The 23571-nt window shown below is 67.9% G+C and carries 26 protein-coding genes and 1 pseudogene; 9 read left to right on the top strand and 18 right to left on the bottom strand.

Annotated elements, in window-relative coordinates; translation table 11 throughout:
• Window positions 1-24 precede the first annotated feature (24 nt).
• The 4 genes and pseudogenes from ASC92_RS16220 to ASC92_RS16235 all read left to right on the top strand — a co-directional run bounded on the left by ASC92_RS16220 (window position 25) and on the right by ASC92_RS16235 (window position 2166).
• A complete protein-coding gene (locus ASC92_RS16220; RefSeq protein WP_042674434.1) occupies window positions 25-525 on the top strand; it encodes a DinB family protein in 501 nt (166 codons plus the stop codon).
• Between the two features lie 14 nt (window positions 526-539).
• On the top strand, window positions 540-1136 hold the full coding sequence (locus tag ASC92_RS16225) for a cob(I)yrinic acid a,c-diamide adenosyltransferase (RefSeq protein ID WP_056517544.1): 597 nt from the start codon (window positions 540-542) through the stop codon (window positions 1134-1136).
• The gene (locus ASC92_RS16230) at window positions 1133-1492 is read left to right on the top strand and encodes a hypothetical protein (protein ID WP_056517547.1); all 360 of its coding nucleotides are present in this window, start codon (window positions 1133-1135) and stop codon (window positions 1490-1492) included. Before ASC92_RS16225 ends, ASC92_RS16230 begins: the two co-directional genes overlap by 4 nt.
• A gap of 294 nt (window positions 1493-1786) precedes the next feature.
• Window positions 1787-2166 (top strand): annotated as a pseudogene (locus ASC92_RS16235) (CYTH domain-containing protein).
• Here ASC92_RS16235 and ASC92_RS16240 read toward each other — a convergent pair.
• The gene (locus tag ASC92_RS16240; protein WP_056517550.1) at window positions 2167-2805 is read right to left on the bottom strand and encodes a GDSL-type esterase/lipase family protein; all 639 of its coding nucleotides are present in this window, start codon (window positions 2803-2805) and stop codon (window positions 2167-2169) included.
• A gap of 229 nt (window positions 2806-3034) precedes the next feature.
• Here ASC92_RS16240 and ASC92_RS16245 point away from each other — a divergent pair, with 229 nt between their 5' ends.
• Window positions 3035-3463: an RcnB family protein gene (locus ASC92_RS16245; RefSeq protein ID WP_056517552.1), complete on the top strand. Its 429-nt coding sequence runs from the start codon at window positions 3035-3037 to the stop codon at window positions 3461-3463.
• A gap of 60 nt (window positions 3464-3523) precedes the next feature.
• Here the strand turns inward: ASC92_RS16245 and ASC92_RS16250 are convergent, their stop codons facing one another.
• Together ASC92_RS16250 and ASC92_RS16255 are read right to left on the bottom strand one after the other, a co-directional pair.
• Window positions 3524-3784, bottom strand: a complete 261-nt coding sequence (locus ASC92_RS16250) for a hypothetical protein (protein ID WP_056517556.1) — start codon at window positions 3782-3784, stop codon at window positions 3524-3526.
• A gap of 131 nt (window positions 3785-3915) precedes the next feature.
• On the bottom strand, window positions 3916-4860 hold the full coding sequence (locus ASC92_RS16255; RefSeq protein WP_056517559.1) for a CysB family HTH-type transcriptional regulator: 945 nt from the start codon (window positions 4858-4860) through the stop codon (window positions 3916-3918).
• A 169-nt stretch (window positions 4861-5029) separates the two neighbouring features.
• Here ASC92_RS16255 and ASC92_RS16260 point away from each other — a divergent pair, with 169 nt between their 5' ends.
• A complete protein-coding gene (locus ASC92_RS16260) occupies window positions 5030-5632 on the top strand; it encodes a TetR/AcrR family transcriptional regulator (RefSeq protein ID WP_056517561.1) in 603 nt (200 codons plus the stop codon).
• Between the two features lie 218 nt (window positions 5633-5850).
• On the top strand, window positions 5851-6774 hold the full coding sequence (locus ASC92_RS16265) for an alpha/beta fold hydrolase (RefSeq protein ID WP_056517562.1): 924 nt from the start codon (window positions 5851-5853) through the stop codon (window positions 6772-6774).
• Window positions 6775-6789: 15 nt separating this feature from the next.
• Here ASC92_RS16265 and minE read toward each other — a convergent pair whose 3' ends face one another.
• From minE to ASC92_RS16290, 5 genes are all read right to left on the bottom strand, one after another.
• Window positions 6790-7062, bottom strand: coding sequence for a cell division topological specificity factor MinE (gene minE / locus ASC92_RS16270; RefSeq protein WP_007836823.1), 273 nt, complete (start codon window positions 7060-7062; stop codon window positions 6790-6792).
• Between the two features lie 2 nt (window positions 7063-7064).
• Complete coding sequence (minD, locus tag ASC92_RS16275; protein ID WP_056517567.1) at window positions 7065-7880, bottom strand: septum site-determining protein MinD; 816 nt, start codon at window positions 7878-7880, stop codon at window positions 7065-7067.
• A 128-nt stretch (window positions 7881-8008) separates the two neighbouring features.
• Window positions 8009-8764 carry a septum site-determining protein MinC gene (minC, locus tag ASC92_RS16280; protein ID WP_056517570.1) on the bottom strand — a complete coding sequence of 252 codons (756 nt, stop codon included), beginning with the start codon at window positions 8762-8764 and terminating at the stop codon, window positions 8009-8011.
• 130 nt (window positions 8765-8894) lie between these two features.
• Complete coding sequence (locus ASC92_RS16285) at window positions 8895-10178, bottom strand: solute carrier family 23 protein (protein WP_056517574.1); 1284 nt, start codon at window positions 10176-10178, stop codon at window positions 8895-8897.
• Between the two features lie 67 nt (window positions 10179-10245).
• Window positions 10246-10668 carry a hotdog fold thioesterase gene (locus ASC92_RS16290; protein ID WP_056517579.1) on the bottom strand — a complete coding sequence of 141 codons (423 nt, stop codon included), beginning with the start codon at window positions 10666-10668 and terminating at the stop codon, window positions 10246-10248.
• A gap of 90 nt (window positions 10669-10758) precedes the next feature.
• On the opposite strand from ASC92_RS16290, the gene ASC92_RS16295 reads away from it, so the two are divergent.
• A complete protein-coding gene (locus ASC92_RS16295; RefSeq protein ID WP_056517584.1) occupies window positions 10759-12081 on the top strand; it encodes a hypothetical protein in 1323 nt (440 codons plus the stop codon).
• An 11-nt stretch (window positions 12082-12092) separates the two neighbouring features.
• Here ASC92_RS16295 and ASC92_RS16300 read toward each other — a convergent pair whose 3' ends face one another.
• The 5 genes from ASC92_RS16300 to ASC92_RS16320 form a co-directional block, all read right to left on the bottom strand.
• Window positions 12093-12869, bottom strand: coding sequence for a crotonase/enoyl-CoA hydratase family protein (locus ASC92_RS16300; protein ID WP_056517887.1), 777 nt, complete (start codon window positions 12867-12869; stop codon window positions 12093-12095).
• A gap of 31 nt (window positions 12870-12900) precedes the next feature.
• Window positions 12901-14703 (bottom strand): feruloyl-CoA synthase, encoded by a 1803-nt coding sequence (locus ASC92_RS16305; RefSeq protein WP_056517587.1) that lies wholly within the window; start codon window positions 14701-14703, stop codon window positions 12901-12903.
• Between the two features lie 124 nt (window positions 14704-14827).
• Complete coding sequence (locus ASC92_RS16310) at window positions 14828-15778, bottom strand: 3-hydroxyacyl-CoA dehydrogenase NAD-binding domain-containing protein (protein WP_056517890.1); 951 nt, start codon at window positions 15776-15778, stop codon at window positions 14828-14830.
• Window positions 15775-16983 (bottom strand): ABC transporter substrate-binding protein, encoded by a 1209-nt coding sequence (locus ASC92_RS16315; protein ID WP_056517589.1) that lies wholly within the window; start codon window positions 16981-16983, stop codon window positions 15775-15777. Before ASC92_RS16315 ends, ASC92_RS16310 begins: the two co-directional genes overlap by 4 nt.
• Window positions 16984-17015: 32 nt before the next feature.
• A complete protein-coding gene (locus ASC92_RS16320; protein WP_056517592.1) occupies window positions 17016-17939 on the bottom strand; it encodes a 3-keto-5-aminohexanoate cleavage protein in 924 nt (307 codons plus the stop codon).
• Between the two features lie 128 nt (window positions 17940-18067).
• Here ASC92_RS16320 and ASC92_RS16325 point away from each other — a divergent pair, with 128 nt between their 5' ends.
• Window positions 18068-18775, top strand: a complete 708-nt coding sequence (locus ASC92_RS16325; RefSeq protein WP_056517597.1) for a Crp/Fnr family transcriptional regulator — start codon at window positions 18068-18070, stop codon at window positions 18773-18775.
• A 16-nt stretch (window positions 18776-18791) separates the two neighbouring features.
• Here ASC92_RS16325 and ASC92_RS16330 read toward each other — a convergent pair whose 3' ends face one another.
• From ASC92_RS16330 to ASC92_RS16350, 5 genes are all read right to left on the bottom strand, one after another.
• Window positions 18792-19493, bottom strand: a complete 702-nt coding sequence (locus ASC92_RS16330) for an ABC transporter ATP-binding protein (RefSeq protein ID WP_007836838.1) — start codon at window positions 19491-19493, stop codon at window positions 18792-18794.
• The gene (locus ASC92_RS16335) at window positions 19493-20245 is read right to left on the bottom strand and encodes an ABC transporter ATP-binding protein (RefSeq protein WP_056517598.1); all 753 of its coding nucleotides are present in this window, start codon (window positions 20243-20245) and stop codon (window positions 19493-19495) included. The genes ASC92_RS16330 and ASC92_RS16335 overlap by 1 nt, the downstream gene beginning before the upstream one ends.
• A gap of 127 nt (window positions 20246-20372) precedes the next feature.
• On the bottom strand, window positions 20373-21323 hold the full coding sequence (locus tag ASC92_RS16340) for a branched-chain amino acid ABC transporter permease (protein ID WP_056517602.1): 951 nt from the start codon (window positions 21321-21323) through the stop codon (window positions 20373-20375).
• The gene (locus ASC92_RS16345) at window positions 21320-22192 is read right to left on the bottom strand and encodes a branched-chain amino acid ABC transporter permease (protein ID WP_007832654.1); all 873 of its coding nucleotides are present in this window, start codon (window positions 22190-22192) and stop codon (window positions 21320-21322) included. Before ASC92_RS16345 ends, ASC92_RS16340 begins: the two co-directional genes overlap by 4 nt.
• A 154-nt stretch (window positions 22193-22346) precedes the next feature.
• Window positions 22347-23516, bottom strand: a complete 1170-nt coding sequence (locus tag ASC92_RS16350) for an ABC transporter substrate-binding protein (protein WP_056517604.1) — start codon at window positions 23514-23516, stop codon at window positions 22347-22349.
• Window positions 23517-23571: the final 55 nt, after the last annotated feature.

A 23571-nucleotide genomic window follows, 5' to 3' on the forward strand; every position in this document is an offset into this window, starting at 1 on the left:
ACCATAATGCGCTTCGGAAAAAACATGAACCCCACGACCCTCAGCGCTCTCGCCGCCTTCCCGTCGCAGCTGGAAGCCCATTATGCGGCCATTCCCACGGCCTTCCGGCATTGGGCGCCGCCCTCGTGGGAGGGTGTGCCCAGCGAGGCCTTCACTGCCATCGAGCAGCTCTGCCACGTGCGCGACATCGAGATCGAGGGCTACCACGTGCGCTTTCGCCGCACGCTGCAGGAGACGCATCCGACGCTGGCGTCGATCGACAGCGAGCCGCTGGCCATCGCGCGTGCATACGGCACGGCCGACGCGGCGAAGGTGCTGGCCGACTTCCGCATGGCGCGCGTGCAGACGATGGAAATCATCTCCAGCCTGAGCGATGCACAGCTCGCGCGCACGGCCGTGTTCGAAGGCTACGGCCCGCTCACGATGCGCAGCCTCATCCACTACCTCTGCAGCCACGACCAGCAGCATCTTGCGGGCCTGCAATGGCTCGCGGGCAAGATAGACGCTTCGACCGTCGAGCTGTAAAAACAGGAGCCACCATGGGCAACCGACTTTCCCAGATCGCCACCCGCACCGGCGACGATGGCACCACCGGCCTCGGCGACAACACGCGCGTGCCCAAAGACCACCTGCGCGTGCACGCGATGGGCGACGTGGACGAACTCAACTCGCAGATCGGCGTGCTGCTGTGCGAGCCCCTGCCAGAGCCCGTGCGCGAGCTGCTGGTCGACGTGCAGCACCAGCTCTTCAATCTTGGTGGCGAGTTGTCGATGCCGGGTTTCACGCTGCTGAAGGCCGATGCGCTGCTGCAGCTCGACAACGCGCTGGCCGAGCACAACGCCGCGTTGCCGCGCCTTGCCGAATTCATCCTGCCCGCGGGCACGCGCGCGGCCTCGCTCGCGCATGTGTGCCGCACGGTGGCACGGCGCGCGGAACGCGCGGTGGTCGCACTCGGAGCGGCGGCCGAACTCAACGACGCGCCGCGCCAATATCTCAACCGGCTCAGCGACCTGCTCTTCGTGCTCGCGCGCGTGCTCAACCGGATGGACGGTGGCGACGACGTGTACTGGAAAAGCGAACGCATGGCACGCGCAGCAGCAGCAGCGCAAGCAGACGACACCAAGGAGACCCCATGAAACTCTCGAACACCTTTCGCACATCGCTCGTCGTGGCGATGGCCGCAGCACTGTGGCTGCCGATGGGCGCGCAAGCCCAGAGCGCAGACAACCCGCCGCAGGCCCAACGCACTCACACCATCAAGTCACCCTCGCGCAGCGGCAAGGTCGTGGGCAGCGTGCAGCGCGGCACCAACGCCGCGGGACGCAGCGTCAACCGCGCGGATGCGGCCACGCGGCGCGGCGTCAACAACGTGTCGGAGAAAGCCAGCCGGCCGGTGCGCAACGTGGGTGAGGCCTTTGGCCGCAAGCTTTCGCGAGGCTCCAGCGGGCGCGCTGCGCCACCACCGGTGGGTCCGCAAGGCAACGCGCCCTGAGCTAGGGACGCGTCGGTTCAGGGGGGCGCTCACGCCGACGGGGTACCTTGCTCCGCGAATGTCCCCCGGCCTGCGGCCTCCTCCTTTATTTCGCTGCGCAAGGCACCCCGCCGGCGTGAGCGTTCAGAGCACTGGTTGATTGGCTGCAAACCAGCAGCGTGCCCTGTGCACAGGGCACCGGGTGCTCCCCGCAGCGAAATAAAGGAGGAGGCCGCAGGCCGGGGGACATTCGCGGAGGGGAGTACCCGGTGGCCTGCGCACACACCCCGAAAAAAGCCAACCCACACACCGCCCATGGCAAGAAACATCGAAATCAAGGCCCGCATCGACAGCGTGGAACGCGTGGCGCGCATCGCCGAGACGCTGGCCGACCAAGGCCCCGTCGAGATCGCGCAGGACGACACGTTCTTCCGCTGCTGCGCGAATCGCTCGCGCTCGCGTGGGGGCTGGCGGGCCGCGTGCGCAAGCAGCGCCGGCTGTTCCTGGTCGGCCGCACGCGCGTGCACCTCGACCGTGTGGAAGGCCTTGGTGAATTCCTCGAGCTCGAGGTGGTGCTGGAAGAAGGCGAATCGTCCGAGGCCGGCGTCGCAGAAGCGCACGCGCTCATGGCGCAGCTGGGCGTGGGCGCCGACCAGCTGGTGCAGGGTGCCTACGTCGACTTGCTGAATGCCTGATCAGCGCCAGCCCGCGGCCTTGAGCTGGTCCGCCAGCAGCTGCGCGACCTTTTCATAGCCTCGTGCATTGGCATGGATGCGATCGGAGCGCAGCGACGCATCCGACAGCACGCTCGAATACACGTTCGCCACGAGCAGCGCCTGCCCCGACTTCGAGATCTCTTCGTAGAACGGCGCGTCGCTGAGCGAGCCGACTGCCGCGCGCATGGCGTCGGGCGCCGGCGTGGCCAGCAGCGCGACGTATGGCGTGTGCGTACGCGCCTCGCTGACCAGGGCCGCGATGTTGTCGCGCGTGGCCGCGGCAGACATGCCGCGCAGCATGTCGTTGCCGCCGATGCCGATCAGGATCGCGTCATAGCTGCCCGCGCCCAGCAGCCCTGGCAGGCGTTGCAGCGCGCCGTCCGAGGTGTCGCCGTTGATGCCCGCGTTCTCGACCTGCCAGCCCGTGAACTCGCCCAGCTTCACGGGCCACGCCGCATCGGGCGGTGCACCGTAGCCGTAGGTCAGGCTGTCGCCCAAGGCCAGCACGCGGGCACCGGATTTCAGTGCGGTGGCCGAGCCCTTGCGCTTGCCGCAGCCCGCCAGAACGGCCAGGGCAGGCGCGCTGGCCAGCAGGTGGAGGAGGTGTCTTCGCTTCATTGGCGCGCAGCTTAAACGCAGCTCGCAGGGCACGGGCGCTTGTCCCTTGGCAATGAATGGAGGAGGGCGGCGGCACGCGCGAGAAAGGCCCGATGCGGCGCCTTGAAGGACAAGGCGCCGTGCGGATACCGGCGCTTACCGGATTTCACCTGTCCGCGACCCGAAGCGCCCGAAGCGGACACATGCGCGGCCCACAATGGACTCGTCATCAACGCATGAAGGATTTCAGATGATCACCAATTCAAAGACCATGGCCGTAGCCGCTGCCGCGCTCGCGATGTGCATGGCCGCGGGAAGCGCCTTTGCGCAGGACCGCCACGGCGATGGCCGCCCGGGCGACGGCCGCTACGAACAGCGAGACCAGCGCGACCGCAACTTCGATCGGCACGGTCCGCAAGGCGGCTACTACCGCGGCAACCAGGACTTCCGCGACGGCCGCCAGTTCGATCGCCGTGGCTTCCCGCAGCCGCACGCCGAATGGCGCCGTGGTGGCCGCGTGCCGGCCGAGTACCGGGGCCGCAACTACGTGGTGCAGGACTGGCGCGCCTACCGCCTGCAGCAGCCGCCGCGTGGCTACCAGTGGGTGGGGGTGGGCGGCGACTTCGTGCTCGCGGCGATTGCCACCGGAGTGATCGCGAACATCATCGCTGGCCAGTAAACAGACGCCGTTCTTCGCAACGGACGAGCGCCGCAGGCCGCGAGGCCTGCGGCGTTTTTTTCAGACCAGCGCGGTGGGCACCGACTGGGCGCAGACGTTGCGCCCGGTGATGGTCAGCCGCAGGCCGCCACCATGCCATTCGAGCCAGTTGAGGCTCACGTACGCGTCGATGTCGGCGTCGTCGATGCGGTCTGCCTGGCGGCTTTGCAGCAGTTCGACCGTTGCAGGCAATGCCCGTCTCAACCGCTCGCGCCGTTCGGCTGCATCGGCCGCCTTGAGGGCGGCCCTTGTTTGCTGTTGCTGCTGCGGGGTCGATGCCATTGCTGATCCGTTTCCAGGAAGCCAGGGAATTAATCAGAATGTACGCTCCCTGTGTGAAGCTGCATGCTTCTTTTTAAACCCCACCCTGCCGTCTGTAGTACACGCCGCGCAACACAGTCGCTGGACAAGGCCTAGATTTCGTAGTGCGAAGCCCCGGCATCGCCGCCCAGTGCCTTCTCCACCACGGCGCGCGTCAGCGTCGGCGCGAACGACTCGATGAAGGCATGGACGTACCTGCGCAGGTAGGTGCCGCGCCGCACCGCGAGCTTGGTGAGGTTGATGCCGAACAGCCGCCCCGCATCGAGCGCGCGCAGTTGCGTGTCGCGCTCGGCCTCGTAGGCCACGCCGGCCACGATGCCCACGCCAAGGCCCAGCTGCACATAGGTCTTGATCACGTCGGCGTCCATCGCGGCGAGCACGATGTTGGGCTGCAGCCCGCGTTGCCCGAAAGCCTCGTCGATGCGCGAGCGGCCCGTGAAGCCCGTGTCGTAGGTGATCAGCGGATAGCGCGTGAGCGCATCGAGCGTCAGTGGCGCATCGAGCAGCGGGTGCCCCGGCGGCACGACCACCGAATGCGTCCAGCGGTAGCAGGGCAGGGCAACAAGCTGCGGGTAGTCGCCCAGCGCTTCCGTGGCAATGCCCACGTCGGCCTCGCCGTCGAGCAGCATCTGCGCGATCTGCTTGGGCGAGCCCTGGTGCAGGTGCAACTTCACGTTCGGAAACTGCGTGCGGAATTCCTGTACCGCCACCGGCATCGCATAGCGCGCCTGCGAGTGCGTGGCCGCCACCGAGAGCAGGCCGCTCTGCTGCGCGACGAACTCCTGGCCCGCCTGCTTGAGGTTGCTGCTCTCCATCAGCATGCGCTCGATGATCGGCAGCACGTGCCCGCCCGGCTCGGTGAGCCCCGTGAGCCGCTTTCCGGCGCGCACGAAGAGTTCGATGCCGAGCTCTTCCTCGAGCTCGCGGATCTGCCGGCTCACGCCGGGCTGTGAAGTGTGAAGGGTGTGGGCGACTTCGGTCAGGTTGAAGCCGCAACGAACGGCCTCGCGTACCGAGCGCAGTTGCTGGAAGTTCATCTGGCGCGAGAAGAGTCATGGGGCCCCGGCTGGGGCCGACCGCGGATTCTCGGCACAAGGGCTCGTTCGGGGAACGATGCGTTTGTTGGTTTCACATGAGCAAAACATCTTTAAGGCACTCCGGCAGGGCTGGTTTGCAATTTCGCACGACTGTGCTAAAGTTTGCCGCATGGACGCGAAGACCCAGAAAAGCGAACTCACCCGCACCGCCATCGTCGGCGCGGCGATGAACCTTGCGCTGGCCGAAGGCCTGGAGGCGATCACGCTGCAAGCCGTCGCGAGCCGGCTGGGCCTGTCCAAGAGCGGCGTGTTCTCCCGCGTGGGTTCGCGCGAGGCGCTGCAGAAGGCCGTTATCGAGGAGTACGGCCGCGGCTTCCTGGCCGAGGTGTTCGTGCCCGCCATGCAGAAGCCGAAGGGCCTGGCCCGGCTCAACGAGATCGTTGCGCGCTGGATCGCCCGCATGCGCGACGTCGAGATGCACACCGGCTGCCTCTACATGGCCGGCGCCTTCGAGTTCGACGACCGCGAGGGCGAGCTGCGCGACATGCTGTTCGACGAAATCACGCGCTGGCGCGCCGCGCTGCGCCGCACCGTGCTGCAGGCCATCGAAACCGGCGAACTCAAGGTCGACACCGACCCCGCGCAGCTCGTGAGCGAGCTCAACGGCGTGACCATGACGCAGCTGCACGACGCGCGCTTCCTGCGCGATCCGCAGGCCGCCGAGCGCGCCGCGCAGACCTGGCAGCGGCTTCTTTCCAGTTACCTCGCCTGAGCCGGCCACGAAGCAGTCGGATTTCTCACGTTTCCATTTGCCAGAATTTCGCACGACTGTGCGATAAAAAGGAGAAGCACCATGCTGATCATCGCCCTCTTTCTCGCCGCCTATGCGGCCGTCCTCGGCGCGAAGGGCCTGCGCGACACCCTGCGCAGCCTGCCTCGCAGCAACCGCGACTGGGTCTGGTACTGAACGCCCGGAAAGAACGCCACGCCATGACGACCACTTCCACGCCGGCCGCCGGCCAGGCCGCGCAGTCGAACTACTACCGGCCCAGCCGTACGATGCGCGCGCTGCGCTTCGGCCTGACCACCTCGCAGCGCCTCTGGCCCGCACTCGGCGTGCGCGCCGCGTATCGCCTGTTCGGTACGCCGCTGCCGCCCAAGTGGCTCTATCGCGGTCAGGGCCCCGGCGCGGAATGGCGGCGCGAGGGCTGGGCCTTCGAGGATGCGAACGTCGGCATCTACCACCTGGCCGCGCAGGACTCGGGTGCGGAGTCGGCGCCCGTGGTGCTGCTGGTGCACGGCTGGGGCGGGCACGCGGGGCAGATGCTGCCGCTCGCGCAGGCCGTGGCTGCGGCAGGGCTGCGGCCCGTGCTGCTCGAACTGCCGGCGCATGGCCGCAGCGCGGGCACGATGAGCAACTCGCCGCAGTTCGCGCGCGCCATCGCCTACGTGGCAGCCCGGCTCGCGGCCGATGGCCACGCCTTGCGCGCCGCCGTCGCGCATTCGCTGGGTGCCAACGGGCTCGCTCTTGCGGCGGCGCGCGGCCTTCCGGCGGAGCGCCTCGTGCTGCTCGCGCCGCCTGCTTCGCCGCGCGAATACACGCGCTACTTCGCGCACACCTTCGGCCTCAGCGAGGCCACGCGCGGGGCGATGCAGCGGCTGTTCGAATCGCGTGAAGGCGTCCTGATGGCGCAGCTGGAGCCGGCCGCCGTAGGCCCGCGCATCGTGCAGCCGACGCTGATCGTGCACGACCGAGACGACCGCGTGAACCGCTTCGCCGATGCCGAGGCCTACCGCGATGCGATTCGCGGCGCGCAGCTGGCGGCCACGCAGGGGCTCGGGCACCGCCGCATCCTCCAGGCGCCGGAGGTGCTCGAGCAGGTGCTGCGCTTTCTTGCGGACCCCGTGCGCTGAGGCCCGCGAACCCCGTCAGCGCGCCGGCGCCGGGTCGGGCAGCTCGATCTTGATGTCGAGCACTTCGAGGTTGTCCTGGGTTTCCAGGTGCACCTTGATGTCGTCGGCGTTGATCGACACGTACTTGGAAATCACCGCCACCAGCTCGCGCTGGAGTTCGGGCAGATAGTCGGGGCGCTTCTTGCCGCTGAGGCTGGAGCGCTCGTGCGCGAGAATGATCTGCAGGCGCTCTTTCGCGACGCTTGCAGTCTTCTTCTTCTCGCCAAGCAGGAACGAGAGAAACGACATGCCTACTTGCCTCCGAAGATCCGCTTGAAGAAGCTGGGCTTCTCGGCGTCGACGAAGCGCATCGGCTTGTCCTCTCCGAGGAAGCGCGCCACCACGTCGCTGTAGGCCTGTGCCACATCGGTTTCCTTGTCGTGGATCGCGGGCACGCCCTGGTTCGAGGCATGCAGCACGCTTTCCGACTCGGGGATCACGCCGATGAGCTTGATGCGCAGGATGTCCTGGATGTCTTCCAGCGAGAGCATCTGTCCGCCCGCCACCCGGTTCGGGTTGTAGCGGGTGATCAGCAGGTGCTCCTTGATCGGATCGCCGCCTTCCTTGGCGCGCTTGGTCTTGCTGCTGAGCATGCCCAGGATGCGATCCGAGTCGCGCACCGAAGAGACTTCGGGGTTGGTGACGATCAGCGCCTCGTCGGCGAAGTGCATGGCCATCATGGCGCCGGTCTCGATGCCCGCGGGCGAGTCGCAGACGATGTAGTCGAACTCCATCGCGGCGAGGTCGTTCAGGATCTTCTCGACGCCCTCTTGCGTGAGCGCTTCCTTGTCGCGGGTCTGCGAGGCGGCCAGCACGAACAGGTTGTCGCACTGCTTGTCCTTGATGAGCGCCTGGCTCAGGTTGGCTTCGCCCTGGATGACGTTGATCAGGTCGTACACCACGCGGCGTTCGCAGCCCATGATCAGGTCGAGGTTGCGCAGGCCCACGTCGAAGTCGATCACCGCCGTCTTCTTGCCCGCGAGCGCGAGCCCCGACGCGAAGCTGGCGCTCGTCGTCGTCTTGCCGACGCCGCCCTTGCCCGAAGTCACCACCACAATTTTGGCCATGGCCATTCCTTCTTGTTTCGATTCAGTTGTTGGTTGTATGAGATGCGGTCGCCGCCGGGCCGCCCCTCCCCCTCGGGGGGTGGCGAATGACACGCAGCGAAGCGGAGTGCAAAGCCGGGGGGCGCATATCAGATCGAGTCGATTGCAATCTTCTTGCCATCCAGGCGCACCTGGGCCGACCTGCCCAGCACCGTGTCGGGCAGCGGCACCTCGTTGGTGCGGTAGATGCCCGCAATGGCCACCAGCTGCGCTTCCATGCAGGTCGAGAAGATCCGCGCCTCGGTGTTGCCGCGTGCGCCGGCAATGGCCTTGCCTCGCAGCGGCGCGTAAACATGCACGTTGCCGTCGGCGATGACTTCGGCGCCGAAGCTCACCACCGCGGTCACCACCACGTCGCCGCCGCGGGCGTAGACCTGCTGGCCCGAACGCAGCGGCTTGTCGATCAGCAGCGTGCCGTTGGCCGGCACCGGCACTTCGCGCACGATCTGCGGGGCTTCCGATGCGGGCGCCTCGGCTGGCGGCGCCGGTGCACGGGGGGCGGGTGCCGCGGGCATGGCCGCCACCGAGAGGCCGGCGGCGCGCGCTGCGGCGTTCTGCGCGGCATTGCCGCCGCGCACCGCGATGGGCTGGGTCTGGTGGCGCGCCAGCAGGCTGCGCAGGGCGGCGAAGTCGATGTCGCCATCGCCCTGTGCCTCCTGCAGCAGCGAGAGATCGATCACCACCGGCTCCTGCTCGAAGAAGTCGGGCGAATCGGCCAGCTGGGCGTCGAGCGCCTCGGCCAGCACGTCCAGGTCGGACGTCTTCAGGATCACTGCGATCAGCGGCAGCGTGGCGCTCTTGAATTCGAAAACCGCCTTGGTGCGCGCGGCGGAGACATCGGCCATTGGGAAAACGTCGGTGCGAAAAGCGTTGGAGTCTAACGGGCGCGGGCCAAACCCCAATGAACAGGCCCTGCTTCAGGCCCCCGGGAGAACACTTCTTTCACGAGGTTGCACTTTTCCCGGGTGCCTTGCGTCAGTTCTTCGAGCGCCCCAGCAGCGCGTAAAGGAGGATCGCGCCGAAGGTCGCGGTGCCGATGCCACCGAGCGCGAAGTCACCGAACTTCAGCGTGAAGTCGCCGGTGCCGATGATCAGCGTGATGGCCGCGACGATGAGGTTCCTGTTCTGCGAGAAGTCGACCTTGTTGTCGACCCAGATCTTGGCGCCCGCGATCGCGATCAGGCCGAACACCACGATGCTCACGCCGCCCATCACCGGCAGCGGAATCGCCTGGATCAGCGCACCGAACTTGGGGCTGAAGCCCAGCACCAGCGCGATGAGTGCCGCCACCACGAACACCGCGGTCGAGTAGATGCGCGTGGCCGCCATCACGCCGATGTTCTCGGCGTAGGTGGTCACGCCCGTGCCGCCGGCCGCGCCGCTCACCACCGTGGCGATACCGTCGCCGATGAAGGCGCGGCCGATGTACGGGTCGAGGTTGCGGCCCGTCATGGCCGTCACTGCCTTCAGGTGGCCGAGGTTCTCCGCCACCAGGATGATCGCCACGGGCGCGATCAGCAGCATCGCGTTGGCCGTGAACACCGGCGCCGTGAAGGTCGGCAGGCCAAACCAGGCCGCATTGGCGATGCCGCTCAGGTCGACCGGCTTGCCCATGCCCAGGACGTTGGTCAGCACCGCATAGACGATGGTGGCCAGGACCAGCCCGACCAGGATCAGCAGGCGCTGCAGCATGCCGCGCGTGAACACCGCCACCAGCCCCACGCAGAGGAAGGTCACGGCCTGCATCCACGAGTCGAAGTTGCTGGCCGCCATGTTCTTGATCGGCACGCTCGCGAGGTTGAGCCCGATCACAGCCACCACCGCGCCCGTGACCACCGGCGGCATGACGCGCTCGATCCAGCCGGTGCCGATGGCCTGCACCAGCGCCCCGATCAGGATGTACACCACCCCGCAGGCCACGATGCCGCCCAGCGCCACCGCGATGTTGGCGTTGGGCCCCTTGCCCGCATAGCCGCTGGCCGCGATCACCACGCCGATGAAGGCGAAGCTCGAGCCCAGGTAGCTCGGCACCTTGCCGCCGGTCACGAAGTAGAAGATCAGCGTGCCGATGCCGCTCATCAGGATCGCGATGTTGGGGTTGAAGCCCATCAGGATCGGCGCCAGCACCGTGGCGCCGAACATCGCGATGACGTGTTGCACGCCCATGGCGCCGGTCTGCAGCCATGGCAGCCGCTCGTCGGGCGCGATGACCGCGCCGTTGGCCAGCGTGGATGCCGGCCTTTCAGTCCACTTGAACATTGCTTTCGTCTCCTCTTGTTGGTGGGGCGTGATTGTGGTCGATGAACCCCGGCCCGAACACCGCCGCTCAGCGCGCCTGCAGCACCGCCATCGTGATGCGCGACACGCAGGTCAGCTCGCCCGCCTCGTTCGTCAGGTCGATCTGCCAGACCTGCGTGCTGCGGCCGCGGTGCACCGGCCGTGCCGTCCCGATGACCCAGCCGCTGGTGACGGAGCGGATGTGGTTCGCGTTGATGTCCAGGCCCACCGCGCGGTCGCCCTCGGGCGCCGAGTAGTGGGCGCCGCAGGAGCCCAGCGTTTCGGCCAGCACCACCGACACGCCGCCGTGCAGGATGCCGTAGGGCTGGCGCGTGCGCTCGTCCACCGGGCAGCGGGCGCGGATGAAGTCGTCGCCCACCTCCAGGAATTCCATGCCCAGCGCGGAGACGACGGTGCCGACGTGGTTGCGGGTCAGCTCCTCAACGGAGACTTCTTTTTTCCAGATACGCATGCGGTACTTCCTTCTTGCCTGTAAAGGGACTCAAAACTATAGCGATGGCGACTGACAAACCGAGTCGCCTTTGCGTGCTAGCTTGAATCGATGAAGCACCCTGTCCGCCGCTGGCTCATGGGCATCGCCGCAGCGCTGCTGCTGGGCGTGGGCGCGCTGGTGTGGGTGGTGAGCATGCGCCTTCCCTCAGATGACGAGGTGGCCGCGAAGATCGCCCAAGGCTTCGAGAAGCGCTTCGGCGTTGCCCTGAAGGTCGGCGGGGCCCATTGGTCGCTGCTGCCCGTGCCCGTGCTGGCGCTGTCCGACCTCGCCACCGACCAGCCGCGCCCCATCACCCTGCGCCGCCTGACCCTGCGGCTGCAGCTCGCGCCGCTGCTGCGGCGCATCGTTGCCGTGGACGACCTCGAGATCGAAAGCCTGGTGCTGCCGCGCGCCTCGGTGCGGGCATTCCGGGGCAGGGGCCCCAAGCCCCAGGAGGACAGCGGCAAGCTGGTGGCGCTGCCCGCGCCATGGACGCTGGCCCCCGTGCCGCTGGAACAGCTGCGCTGGCGCGACGTGGTCTGGATCGACCGGCGCGATATTGCGCTGGCCTACGACGGCGAAATCCGCTTCGACCCCGGCTGGCGCCCGCGCCAGGCCCGGCTCGAGCGCGCCGGCGCCACGCCGCTCACGCGCCTGCGGCTGGACCGCTTGGACGGGCAGGACCGCTGGCGCACCCGCATCGAGGCGGGCGGCGGCACGTGGAACGGTGTCGCCCGCCTCGAGACACCGCCCGGCGGCAAGTTGCAGGTGTCGGCCGAGTTGGAGCCGCGCCAGGTCGACATCGAAAGCCTGGTCCACGCCTTCGGCCGCCGCACCTCGGTGGCAGGCAAGGTCTCGGGCCACACCACGCTCAGGGCCGAGGCCGAAGGCGCCGAGGAACTGGGCGCGCTGATCCGCAGCCTGCACACCCGCACCACCTTCTCGGTGCAGCCCGCCACCCTCACCGGGCTGGACGTGGCCAAGGCCGTCACCACGGCCGGCATCAGCCGCGGCGGCCGCACCGCGCTGGACGAACTCACCGGCACGCTCGACACCCAGGGCACCGGAAACGGCGTGGTGATGCAGTACGGCAACCTCAAGGCCCGCTCGGGCGTGCTCACTGCGAGCGGTAACCTGAAGCTGTTCAATCGCAAGCTCGACGGCGAGATCGCGGTGGACCTCGTCGATGGCGTGGTCGGCGTGCCGCTCAAGGTGAGCGGCACCGTGAGCGACCCCGAGCTGTCGCTGACCGGCGCCGCCCTCACCGGCGCGGCCATCGGCAGCGCGGTGCTGCCGGGCGTGGGCACGGCCATCGGGGCGCGTGTGGGGCAGCAGGTGGAGAAGCTTTTCGGCGGGAGCGAGCCGAAGAAGAAGGCCGCGCCCAGACGCTGAAGCCAGGCGCTTCAGTGCCCGGACCCGCCGTGGCGGCCGGCGCCTCCAGCGAAGCGCGCGGCGCCGGCTTCGCCCTCGGCGACGACCATCGGCACGCCCAGCGCGCCTTCGCGGCGCAGCGCTTCGGCCAGCGGGATGTTCCATTGTTCGTAGGCGCTGCGGCGATCGGCCAGCATGCATTGCTGCGGGAACGCTGCGAGCTGGCGGGCCAGTTCCTGCGCGGCGGCCAGCGCGCCGCCCGGTGGCGTGACGCGGTTGACGAGGCCCATCGCCAGCGCCTCGGCCGCGCCCACCGCACGGCCCGAAAGAATCATGTCGAGCGCGCGGCCCATGCCCACGATGCGCGGCAGCCGCACCGTGCCGCCGTCGATCAGCGGCACGCCCCAGCGGCGGCAGAACACCCCGAACACCGCGTCTTCGTCGGCCACGCGGAGGTCGGCCAGCAGCGCGAGTTCGAGGCCGCCCGCCACCGCGTAGCCGTTCACCGCCGCGATCAGCGGCTTCGACAGCGCCATGCGCGTCGGCCCCATCGGGCCGCTGCCGCCGCCTTGGGGATCGAGCTCGTTGCGGCGGGCCGGGTCACCCACGGCCGCGAGGTCGGCACCCGCGCAGAAATTGCCGCCCGCGCCGGTCAGCACCGCGACGCGCAGTGCGTCGTTGGCCTCGAAACGCTCGAAGGCTTCGCGCAGCTCGGCGGCCATGGGACCGTCGACGGCGTTGCGCTTGTTCGCGCGGTTCATCGTGATCGTGCAGACCGTGTCTTCGATGCCGTATGTGACGTGCTGCATGGCCATGTCTCCAAGGGTCGGGATTCGGGGTTCAGCCCGGGCGCACCACCTGCTTGCCGCCGGGCGCATGCAGCCGCGCCACGTCGGCCGCGCGCCGCATCAGCACGGCGCGCTGGTTGATGTAGCCCTTGTCGGTGATCTCGCCCGCGTCGAGGCTCGGGGGCTCGGCCAGCACCAATGCGCAGGCCGGGCATTGCGAGGAGCCCGCGCCTTCGTCGCGCAGCGTGCGCAGCACGCCGGCGATGCGTTCATCCAAGGCCTCGGGCGCGAGCGTGGCGCCTTGCGGGCTGGGGAACACCAGCATGCCGATCTCGTCGCGGTCGTGGCCGGTGAGCACCACGTCCTGCGCATGCGGCGCAAGCAGCGACACCAGCTTCACACGCAGCGTGCCCACCGACACCCAGGTGCCGCTCGAGAGCTTGAAGTCTTCCGCCACGCGGCCGTTGAAGATCACGCCCTGCGCGGGCTCGGCCGGGTTCGCGAGGAAGCCGGCGTCGCCGATGCGGTAGTAGCCTTCCTCGTCGAAGGCCTGCGCCGTTTCGCGCGGTGCATCGCGGTAGCCGGGGAACACCGAAACGCCCTTGACGCGCATCTCCAGCTTTTCGCCGTTGGGCACGAACTTCAGCTCCAACCCCGGCAGCGGCGCGCCGATGCAGCCGGCGCCGTCGAGCTTCCAGTGCGCGGAGGTGATGGCGGGCGAGGTTTCGGTCGCGCCCCACGAGGTGGTGAGCCACAGCGGCCGCGTGGGCCGGACGCGCGCAGCCACCGCTTCGAGCCGCTGCCAGGTGGAAGGCGCGAGCGCCGCCGCCGCGTAGAAGGCCAGCCGCAAACGCGAGAACACCTCGGTGGCCAGCGCGTCGTCGGCTTCGAGAAAGGGCAGCAGCATGTCGAAGCCGCGCGGCACGTTGAACAGCAGCGTGGGCTTCACCTCGCGCAGGTTGCGCACGGTCTTCTCGATCAGGCCCGGCGCGGGCCGGCCCTCGTCGATGTAGAGCGCGCCGCCGTGGCACAGCACCATGTTCAGGTTGTGGTTTGCGCCGAAGGTGTGGCTCCAGGGCAGCCAGTCGACCAGCACCGGCGCTTCTCGCATGAGGAAGCGCCAGGTCTGCGCCATCATCTGCTGGTTGGCGCAGAGCATGCGGTGCGTGTTGATGACCACCTTGGGCTTGCCGGTGGAGCCGGAGGTCAGCAGGTACTTGGCGTGCGTGTCGGGCAGCACGTCGGCGAAGGCCTGCATGACGGCGGGCGTTTCCTTCACCGCGAGCAGCTGCCCGAACGCCATCGCGCCGGGATGCGCCTCGGCGTTGCGGCTGAACACCGTGACGGCCTCGACGCCGCAGCCCGCGAGCGAGCCGCCGTACACCTTGGCGTCGGATGCGTAGATCAGCCCCGGCTTCAGCGCCTGCAGCATGCCGTGCAGCCGCGACGGGTCTTTCGCCATGCGCGAGTAGGCACTCGACAACGAGCATGCGGTGCGGCCGATGTGCATGGCGGCCAGCATCAGCACCGCGTGGTCGATGGCGTTGTCCGACAGGATCACGACCGGCTGGCCCGGCGGCAGGTTCATGTCGAGCAGCGCCTGGGCGACGGCGCCCACGGCGTGACGCAGCGCGCGGTAGTCGAGCTTGCGCCAGCCTTCGCCTGTTTCGTTGCGCTCGGCGAAGGCCAGTGCGTCGGGTGTCTCATGCGCCCAGCGCTCGATCCATTCGCCGATGCAGCGCGCATAGGGCTTCAGCGCCATTGGCGATCGCAAGGCGAAGGAGCCGTCGTCGAAGTCGATGCGCACGGTGCGGGGCGGGGCGATCAGGTTTTCATCGAGTAGGAAGTCAGTCATTTTTTTGTTCCATGGCACTTTGTTCGGGGCGCGTGCCCAGGGCGCCGGGTACTCCCCGGAGCAAGGTACCCCGTCGGCGTGGTCGCACCCCGAACAAGACGCCCCATGCACAGCAAAGCCTCATCTAGTCGAGCTTGCCGCTGTCAGCCTTGGCGCGAATCAGGTCTAACAGCAGGGTGTCGCGGGCGGCTTCGAGGTCGGCCGTGCGTCGAGTGCCCAACTCCTCGGACACGCCTTGCGCCACCTTCTGCTTGAGCTCGGCCGTCATCGACGGCGCGCCCAGGTCCTTCCACCAGTCCTCGATCGGCCCGCCCAAATGCGCGAGCACATGCTCGATGCCGCCTGCGCCGCCCGAGAGATGCAGGTTCATGAACGGCCCCATCACCGCCCAGCGCAGGCCGGGGCCGTGCGCGATGGCCGTGTCGATGTCGGCCACGCTCGCCACGCCTTCGTTCACCAGGTGAAAGGCCTCGCGCCACAGTGCCGCCTGCAGACGGTTCGCGATGTGGCCTTTCACCTCGCGCTTCACATGGATTGGCCGCTTGCCGATGGTGGCATAGAACGCCATGGTGCGTTCGATGGCCTCTGCCGACGTCTTCTCGCCGCCGATGACCTCGACGAGGGGAATCAGGTGCGGCGGATTGAACGGATGCCCCAGCACCACGCGCTGCGGATGCGCGCAGCCCGACTGCACGCCGCTGATCGCCAGGCCCGACGAGCTCGATGCGAGGATCGTCTCCGGCGGCGCGGCCGCGTCCATGCGGCGGAACAGGTCGATCTTGAAGTCCATGCGCTCGGGGCCGTTCTCCTGCACGAAGTCGGCCACGGACACTGCGTCTTCCAGGCTGTCGTGGAAGCGCAGGCGATCGATCGAAGCGCCCTCGGCCAGGCCGAAGCGCTCCAGCGTCGGCCAGTGCTGCGCCACCGCTTCGCGCAGCCGTTCTTCCGCGCCGGGCGACGGATCGGTTGCGTTCACGTCGAGCCCGCGCGCCAGGAAGTACGCGGCCCAGCTCGCACCGATCACGCCGGTGCCGACCACCGCCACGCGCTTCATGTTCATCAAGGATGTGCTCATGCCGATTTCCACCGCGTGCAGCGGCTCTCCGCCTTCGTCGTCCATGCGGCCTCGCCGCGGATCGGCTCGACCACCTTGTAGTAGTCCCACGGCTCCTTCGATTCGGCCGGGGCCTTCACCTGCATCAGGTGCATGTCGTGCACCATCAGCCCGTCTTCGCGCAGCCAGCCGCCCTTGACGAACATGTCATTGAACTTCGTCTTGCGCAATTGCGCCATCACCTTGTCGGCATCGTCGCTGCCTGCTGCCTTCACCGCCTGCAGGTACTGCAGCGCGGCCGAGTAGTCGCCGGCATGGAAGGAGGAGGGCATGCGCTTGTGCTTGTCGAAGAAGCGGCGCGCCCATTCGCGCGCCTCGGGACTCTGGTTCCAGTACCAGCTGTCGGTGAGGTACATGCCCTGCGAACTCTTCAGGCCCAGCGCGTGCACGTCGTTGATGGTGATGATCATGCCGGCGAGCTTCATGTTCCTGGCCAGGCCGAACTCCGCCGCCGACTTGATCGCGTTGACCGTGTCGCCACCCGCATTGGCGAGTGCCAGCACCTGTGCCTTCGAGTTCTGCGCCTGCAGCATGAACGACGAGAAATCGCTCGCGCCCAGCGGGTGCTTGACCGAGCCGGCCACCGTGCCGCCGCTGGCCTGCACGGTCTTGGTGGCGTCGGCCTGCAGCGCCGCGCCGAAGGCATAGTCTGCCGCCACGAAATACCAACTCTTGCCGCCGGCCTTGACCACGGCGCTCGCGGTGCCGCGTGCCATGGCCACCGTGTCGTAGGCGTAGTGCACCGTGTAGGGCGAGCAGTACTCGTTGGTGAGGCTCGACGCGCCCGAGCCAACCACGAAGTACGGCTTTTTCTTGTCGGCCGCCACGCCCGCCATGGCAATGGCCGCGCCGGAGTTGACGCCGCCGATCAACATGTCGACCTTCTGCACGTCGAACCATTCGCGCGCCTTGGCGGCGGCGATGTCGGGCTTGTTCTGGTGGTCGGCCGTGACCAGCTCGATCTTCCTGCCGCCGATGGCGCCGCCCACGTCGGCGATGGCCATGCGGATCGCCTCGGCGCCGGCCGGGCCGTCGTAGTCGCGGTAGATGCCGGACATGTCGCTGATGAAGCCGATGCGGACGGTGTCGTCGGACACCTGGGCCGACGCGGCCGTTGCGAAGGCGGTGCCGAGCGCGACGGCCAGTGCGGTGCGGAAAATGTTCATGTGCGTGTCTCCGTTCATTGTTGTCGTGCCGTTCAGCCCAGCGCGAACTCGGGCCGCGGCGTGCCCGCGCGCGGCAGCCCCATGATTTGCCTTGCCTCGGCCGGCGTCGCCACTTCCATGTCGAGCTCGCGGATCACGCGCACGATGCGCTCGGTGAGCTGAACGTTGGTGGCCAGCTCGCCTTGGCGGAAGTACAGGTTGTCCTCCAGCCCCACGCGCGCATGGCCGCCCAGCAGCAGCGCCGCCACGTTGGCCTCGAGCTGCGACATGCCGATGCCGCTCACGCCGAAGATGCTGCCCTTGGGCAGCGTGTCGACCATCATCTGCAGGTTGCGCGGCGAATACGGCATCGCGTTCTGGAAGTTGCGGTGCACGTTCATCACCAGGTTGATGAAGTAGGGCTCGTCGTCATGGCCTTCCTCGATCAGCGTGGTCGTGTCCTGCAGGATGTGCGTGGGGCTGAACACCTCCCACTCGGGCTTGATGCCGCGCGCCTTCATGCCGGCGGCCAGTTCGCGCCCGCGCGTGATGGGCGTGTCCATCAGGATCTGCTTGCCCTCGAAGCTCAGGTTGAGCGTGGTGGCGTCGAGCGTGCACATCTCGGCGCCCGCGTCCATGCCCTTGATGCGTTCTTCCCAGGCGATTTCCCAGCGGTCGCCGGCCAGCGGCTTCACCATGTCGCCGTGCACGCCACCGCCGGTGGAGTTGTTGATGACGATGTCGCTGCCGAGCGCGCGGATGCGGCTGTTGATGTCGCGGTACACGTCGGCGTTGCAGGTGGCGCCGTCGTCCGGGCGGCGCGCGTGGATGGCCACCACGCTGGCGCCGGCGTTCCAGCAGCGCAGCACGTCGGCGGCGATCTCGGCGGGCTGCGTGGGCAGGTGGGGGTTCTGCGACTTGTGCGCCATGCCGCCGGTGGGGGCGATGGTCACGATCACTTTGCGCTTCGACGACATGCTCGGGGGCTCCTGGAGTCTTTCATGGGGGGCGCGCTATTATTTTTGGCTGCGCGGGCACACTCAGTCATCGCGACGACATTTGGGCTCAGGGTTTACGCACCCGCGCCTTCAGGAGCTTTCATTTCATGCCCACCACGAAGCCGGCCCCCCAGGCGGCATCGCTGACGATTGCGCAATTGCTGCAAGGCTCGGCCTGGTTCCCGCTGCTCGACGTGGCGGCGGGCGAGCGCGTGCTCGACGAGATGCGCGAGGTCGAAGTGGCAGCCGGCGCCGCGCTGTGCCGGCGCGGCGACACGCCGGCCCACTGGTACGGCACGCTCGAAGGGCTGCTCAAGTGGTCGATGACCTCGAGCGACGGGCGCTCGGTGACCTTTGGCGGCCTGTCGGTCGGCAGCTGGTTCGGCGAAGGCACGCTGCTGCGCGCCATGCCGCGCTCGGCCGACATCATCGCGCTGCGGCCGAGCCGCGTGGCGCAGCTGCCGGTAGAGACTTTCGAGTGGCTGCACCGCACGCAGCGCGGCTTCGACCACTTCCTGCTGCAGCAGATCAACGAGCGGCTGCACTGGTTCATGGGCAACTACGCGGCGCACCGGCTGCTCGACACCGACAGCCAGGTGGCGCGCGCGCTCGCGGGGCTGTTCCACCCGTGGCTGCATCCGGGGAGCGAACCGCACCTGCAGGCTTCGCAGGAGGAGATCGCCAACCTCTCGGGCGTGTCGCGTCAGCGGTGCAATGCGGCGTTGAACCGGTTGAAGGAGGCGGGGTTCCTGCGGATCGAGTACGGCGGGGTCACCGTGATCAATCTCGAAGGGCTGCGGCGCTTCATCGAGTAGCGCCAGCCCCTGTGCCTTACACGCCCAGCAATTCCTCCAGCGCCTGCGGCTCGGCGAGCAGATCCGCCGAGGCCCCATGCCGCACGATCTGTCCCTTCTCCATCACCACCGCGAGGTCGGTGTGCGCGAGCACCTTGCGGTAGTCACGGTCGACGATCAGCGTCGCGATGCCGGTCGCGCGGATCTCGCCGATCACGCGCCAGATCTCGGCCACGATCAGCGGCGCCAAGCCTTCGGTGGCCTCGTCGAGGATCAGCAGGCGCGGGTTGGTCATCAGCGCGCGGCCGATGGAGAGCATCTGCTGCTCGCCGCCCGACAGCTGCTGGCCGCCGTGCGACAGCCGCTCCGACAGGCGCGGAAAGGTGGCCATCACGCGGTCGAAGGTCCAGTTGCGCCGACCGTCGATGCCGGCGCGCTCGCTCATCACGAGGTTCTCGCGCACCGACAGGTTGGGGAAGATGCCGCGCCCTTCGGGCACGTAGCCGATGCCCAGGCGTGCCATCTTCTCGGGCGGCAGGCCGGTGACGGTGCGGCCGTCGACCTGCACTTCGCCCGAGGCGGGGCGCACGTAGCCCATCATCGTGCGGATCAGCGTGGTCTTGCCCATGCCGTTGCGCCCGAGCAGGCCGACCGAAGTGGCCGTGGGAATGCCGGCGTGCACGCCGCGCAGGATGTGGCTGTTGCCGTAGTAGGTGTTGAGGTCGCGAACGATCAGCATCAGTGGTGTTCCTCGCCGAGGTAGGCCGTGCGCACTTCGGGGTTCTCGCGGATCTCCTGCGGATTGCCGGTCGCGATGACCGTGCCGTTCACCATCACGGTGATACGGTCGGCAATGCGGAACACCGCGTCCATGTCGTGCTCCACCAGCAGGATGGCGTGCGTGGCCTTCAGCCGCGCGAGCAGCGTGAGCATGCGGTCGGTTTCTTCCGCGCCCATGCCGGCGAGCGGCTCGTCGAGCAGCAGCACGCGCGGGTTGGTGGCCAGGCACATCGCCACCTCGAGCTGGCGCTGCGCGCCGTGGCTCATGGTGCCGGCGACGCGGTGCGCTTCGTGGGCGAGGCCGGCGGCTTCGAGTGCCGCGTCGGCCGAGGCGTTGCTGGTGGCGCAGTCCTGCGACGGCTGCCAGAAGGCCCAGGGCCTGGGCGTGGCGGCCTGCGCGGCGAGCCGGCAGTTCTCGTGCACGCTGAACTCCGGGAAGATGGTGGTGCGCTGGTAGCTGCGGCCCACGCCGTCGCGTGCGCGCTTCGACTGGGCGCGGCCGGTGATGTCCACGCCATCGAGCGAGATGCGGCCTTCGGAGGCGTCGAGCTCGCCGGAAAGCATATTGATCAGCGTCGACTTGCCGGCGCCGTTGGTGCCGATCACCGCATGGACTTCGCCGACGTGCAGGTCGAGCGTGACAGCGTTGACGGCGGTGAGGCCGCCGAAGCGGCGGGTGAGCTTTTCGACGGAGAGCAGTGCTGCGTTCATGGTGTTGCTCCTTCCCCTTCCGGGGGAAGGTCGGGATGGGGGCACGCGGCCCTTGCTGCCGCGCGGCGTTGGAGGCCGCTGGCCCCCACCCCGGCCCTCCCCCGGGAGGGGAGGGAGAAATGCGGGGTCATGCAGCCTCCTTCGGCGACAGGCGCTTCACAAGCCCGATCAAACCTTTTGGCAGCAGCGCCACGAACACGATGATCGTCAGGCCCAGTGTCAGCTGCCAGTGGTCCGCCATCGGGCCCATCACCGCATGCGTCGAGAAGATTTCCTTCAGCAGCGTGAACGCGATCGCGCCGATCACCGCGCCGCGCAGATGGCCGAGGCCGCCGAGGATCACCATCAACAGCACCTCGCCCGAGTTGTGCCAGGCCATCAGCTCGGGGTTGACCACGCCGTCGCGCGAGGCCAGCAGGAAGCCGGCGAGCCCGGCCAATGCACCCGCCAGCACGAAGGCCGCGAGCTTGTAGGCATACACCGAGAACCCCGCGGCGCGCATGCGCTGCTCGTTCACCCGGATACCTGCCAGCGCCGCGCCGAAGCGCGAGCGGCGGATGAGCGCCAGCAGCCCGTAGGTGAACACCAGCGACCCCAGCACCACGTAGAACAGCACCGTGCGGTTCTCCAGGTCGAGTGCGCCGAGGGCTGGCCGCACGTACATGTAGATGCCGTCGCTGCCGCCGCCGACCTTGGTGTCGTGGAACACGAAGAAGGCCATTTGCGCAAACGCCAGCGTCACCATGATGAAGTACACGCCGCGCGTGCGCAGGCTCAATGCACCGACGAACAGCGCATACAGCGCCGCCGCAGCCATGGCCAGCGGCAGCAGCAGCGCGAAGTTGCCGCCTTCGCTGCCTGAAGCGAGCACGGTGACGTACGCGCCGATGCCGTAGAACGCCGCATGGCCCAGGCTCACGAGGCCGGTCATGCCGACCAGCAGTTCGAGGCTCAGCGCGAAGATCGACAGGATCATGATCTTCACGACGAAGTCGGAAACGTAGTTGCCCATGAACGGGCCCGCCACGCCGATGAGCACGGCGCACAGCACCGGCACGAGGAAAGCGGTCTTCTTCATGGCCGCCTCCCCATCAGCCCCTCGGGCTTCCATATCAGCACGATGGCCATCAGCAGGTAGATGCCGATGCCGCTCAGGTCCGCGAAGAACACCTTGCCGAAGGTGTCGACGAAGCCCACCAGCAGCGAAGCCACCAGCGCGCCCGTGATCGAGCCGATGCCGCCGATCACCACCAGCACGAAGCAGATGATGAGCACGCTCGCACCCATGTTCGGGTACACCGAGGACATCGGCGCCGCGATCATGCCGGCCAGCGCCGCCAGCGCCACGCCGGCCGCGAACACGATGCGGTAGAGACGCTTCACGTCGATGCCCAGGCCGCGCACCATGTCGCGGTTGCTCGCACCGGCACGGATCATCATGCCCAGCCGCGTACGGTTGACCACCCAGTACAGCGCCACGGCCAGCACGATGCAGGCGGCCGAGGCGAAGAGGCGATACCACGGGTAGCTCATGACGTTGCCCAGCGCGAAGCTGCCGTCGAGCCATGCCGGCACCTTCACGCCGTGCACGTCGTTGCCCACAAGGATGGAGCGCAGCTCCTCGAACACCAGGATCAGTCCGTAGGTCATCAGCACCTGCTGCAGGTGGTCGCGCTGGTAGAGATAACTGAAGAAGGCCCATTCGAGCAGGTAGCCGAACACGGCCGCCAGCACCACGCCGGCCACCAGCATCAGCAGGAACTGGTCGCCGAACAGCGGCGCGAGCGCGAACGCCATGTACGCGCCGATCATGTAGAAGCTGCCATGGGCGAGGTTGATGACGCCCATGATCCCGAAGATCAGCGTCAGCCCCGAGGCCACCAGGAAGAGCAGAAGTCCGTACTGAACCGAGTTCAGGCACTGGACCAAGAAGGTTCCGAAATCCACGTTGAAATCATCCCGGTAAGACCGTGAAGGGAGCGTGGCGCAAAGCGCCCGCGATGTTCGTGAGACACCGCGGAACCGGCTTTGCCGGGCCGCAGGTGTCGCCCCCTTGAGGGGGGAGTCGAGCTACACGAAGTGAGCGAGGGACGGGGGTGGGTCACATCCTGCAGCCGCGGGCGGGATCGGCGAGGCCCTTGATCGCGGTGCTCACCAGCTTGTTCTCCTTGCCCTCCACCTTGCGCAGGTAGATGTCCTGCACCGGGTTGTGCGACTTGCTCACGGTGAAGGTGCCGCGCGGGCTGTCGATCTTCGCCTTCTCGATGGCGGCCGTGAACTCGGCCTTCTTCGAGATGTCGCCCTTGGTGGCGTTCAGGCCCACGCCCAGCATCTGCGCCGCGTCGTAGCCCTGCACCGCATACACGTCGGGCTGCAGCTTGAAGGCCTTGGCATAGCCGACGCGGAAAGCGTTGTCGCGCGCCGTGTTCAGGCCGTCAGCGTAGTGCAGCGTGGTCAGCATGCCCTGCGCGGAGTCGCCCTGTGCGTCGAGCGTGCCGTCGGTCAGGAAGCCCGGGCCGTACAGCGGAATGGTCTTGTTCAGGCCCGCGGCCTGGTAGTCCTTGACGAACTTCACCGCGCCGCCGCCCGCGAAGAAGGCGTACACCGCATCGGGCTTGGCCGCCGCGATCTCGGTCAGCAGCGCCTGGAATTCCACGTTGGGGAAGGGCAGCGTGAGCTGCTTGTCGACTTTGCCGCCGTTCTTCTCGAAGCCTTCCTTGAAGCCTGCCACCGACTCGTCGCCGGCCGCGTATTTCCAGGTGATGGTCATCGCCTTCTTCTTGCCCTGCTGCTTGGCCGCCACTTCGCCCATGGCGTAGGCCGGCTGCCAGTTGCTGAACGAGCTGCGGAAGATGTTGGGCGCGCACATCGGGCCGGTCACCGCGTCGGCACCGGCGTTGGGCACGATCAGCACGGTGCCGCTTTCCTTCGCGGCCTTGGCCATGGCCATGGCGACACCCGAGTGCACGGTGCCCACGATCACGTCGACGTTGTCGCGCTTGATGAGCTTGTTGACGTTGTCGGTGGCCTTGGCGGGGTCGGACTCGTCGTCGACCTTGAAGTATTCGATCTCGCGGCCGGCGAGCTTGCCGCCGTGCTCGTCCACGTAGAGCTTGAAGCCGTTCTCGATGGCCACGCCCAGGGCGGTGTAGGTGCCGCTGTAGGGCAGCATCAGGCCGACCTTGAGCTTGCCTTGCTGGGCGTGGCCCAGCGTGGCGATGCAGGCCAGTGCGAGGGCCGTCAGGGTGGTGCGGGCGATGCGGGTGCTCATGGTGATCTCCTGGCGCGGTATTGAAATGAAAGGGGAAAGGCTTGAAGACGGGGAC

It is taken from the genome of Variovorax sp. Root411 (genome assembly GCF_001425205.1).
In the GTDB taxonomy this organism is placed as follows: domain Bacteria; phylum Pseudomonadota; class Gammaproteobacteria; order Burkholderiales; family Burkholderiaceae_C; genus Variovorax.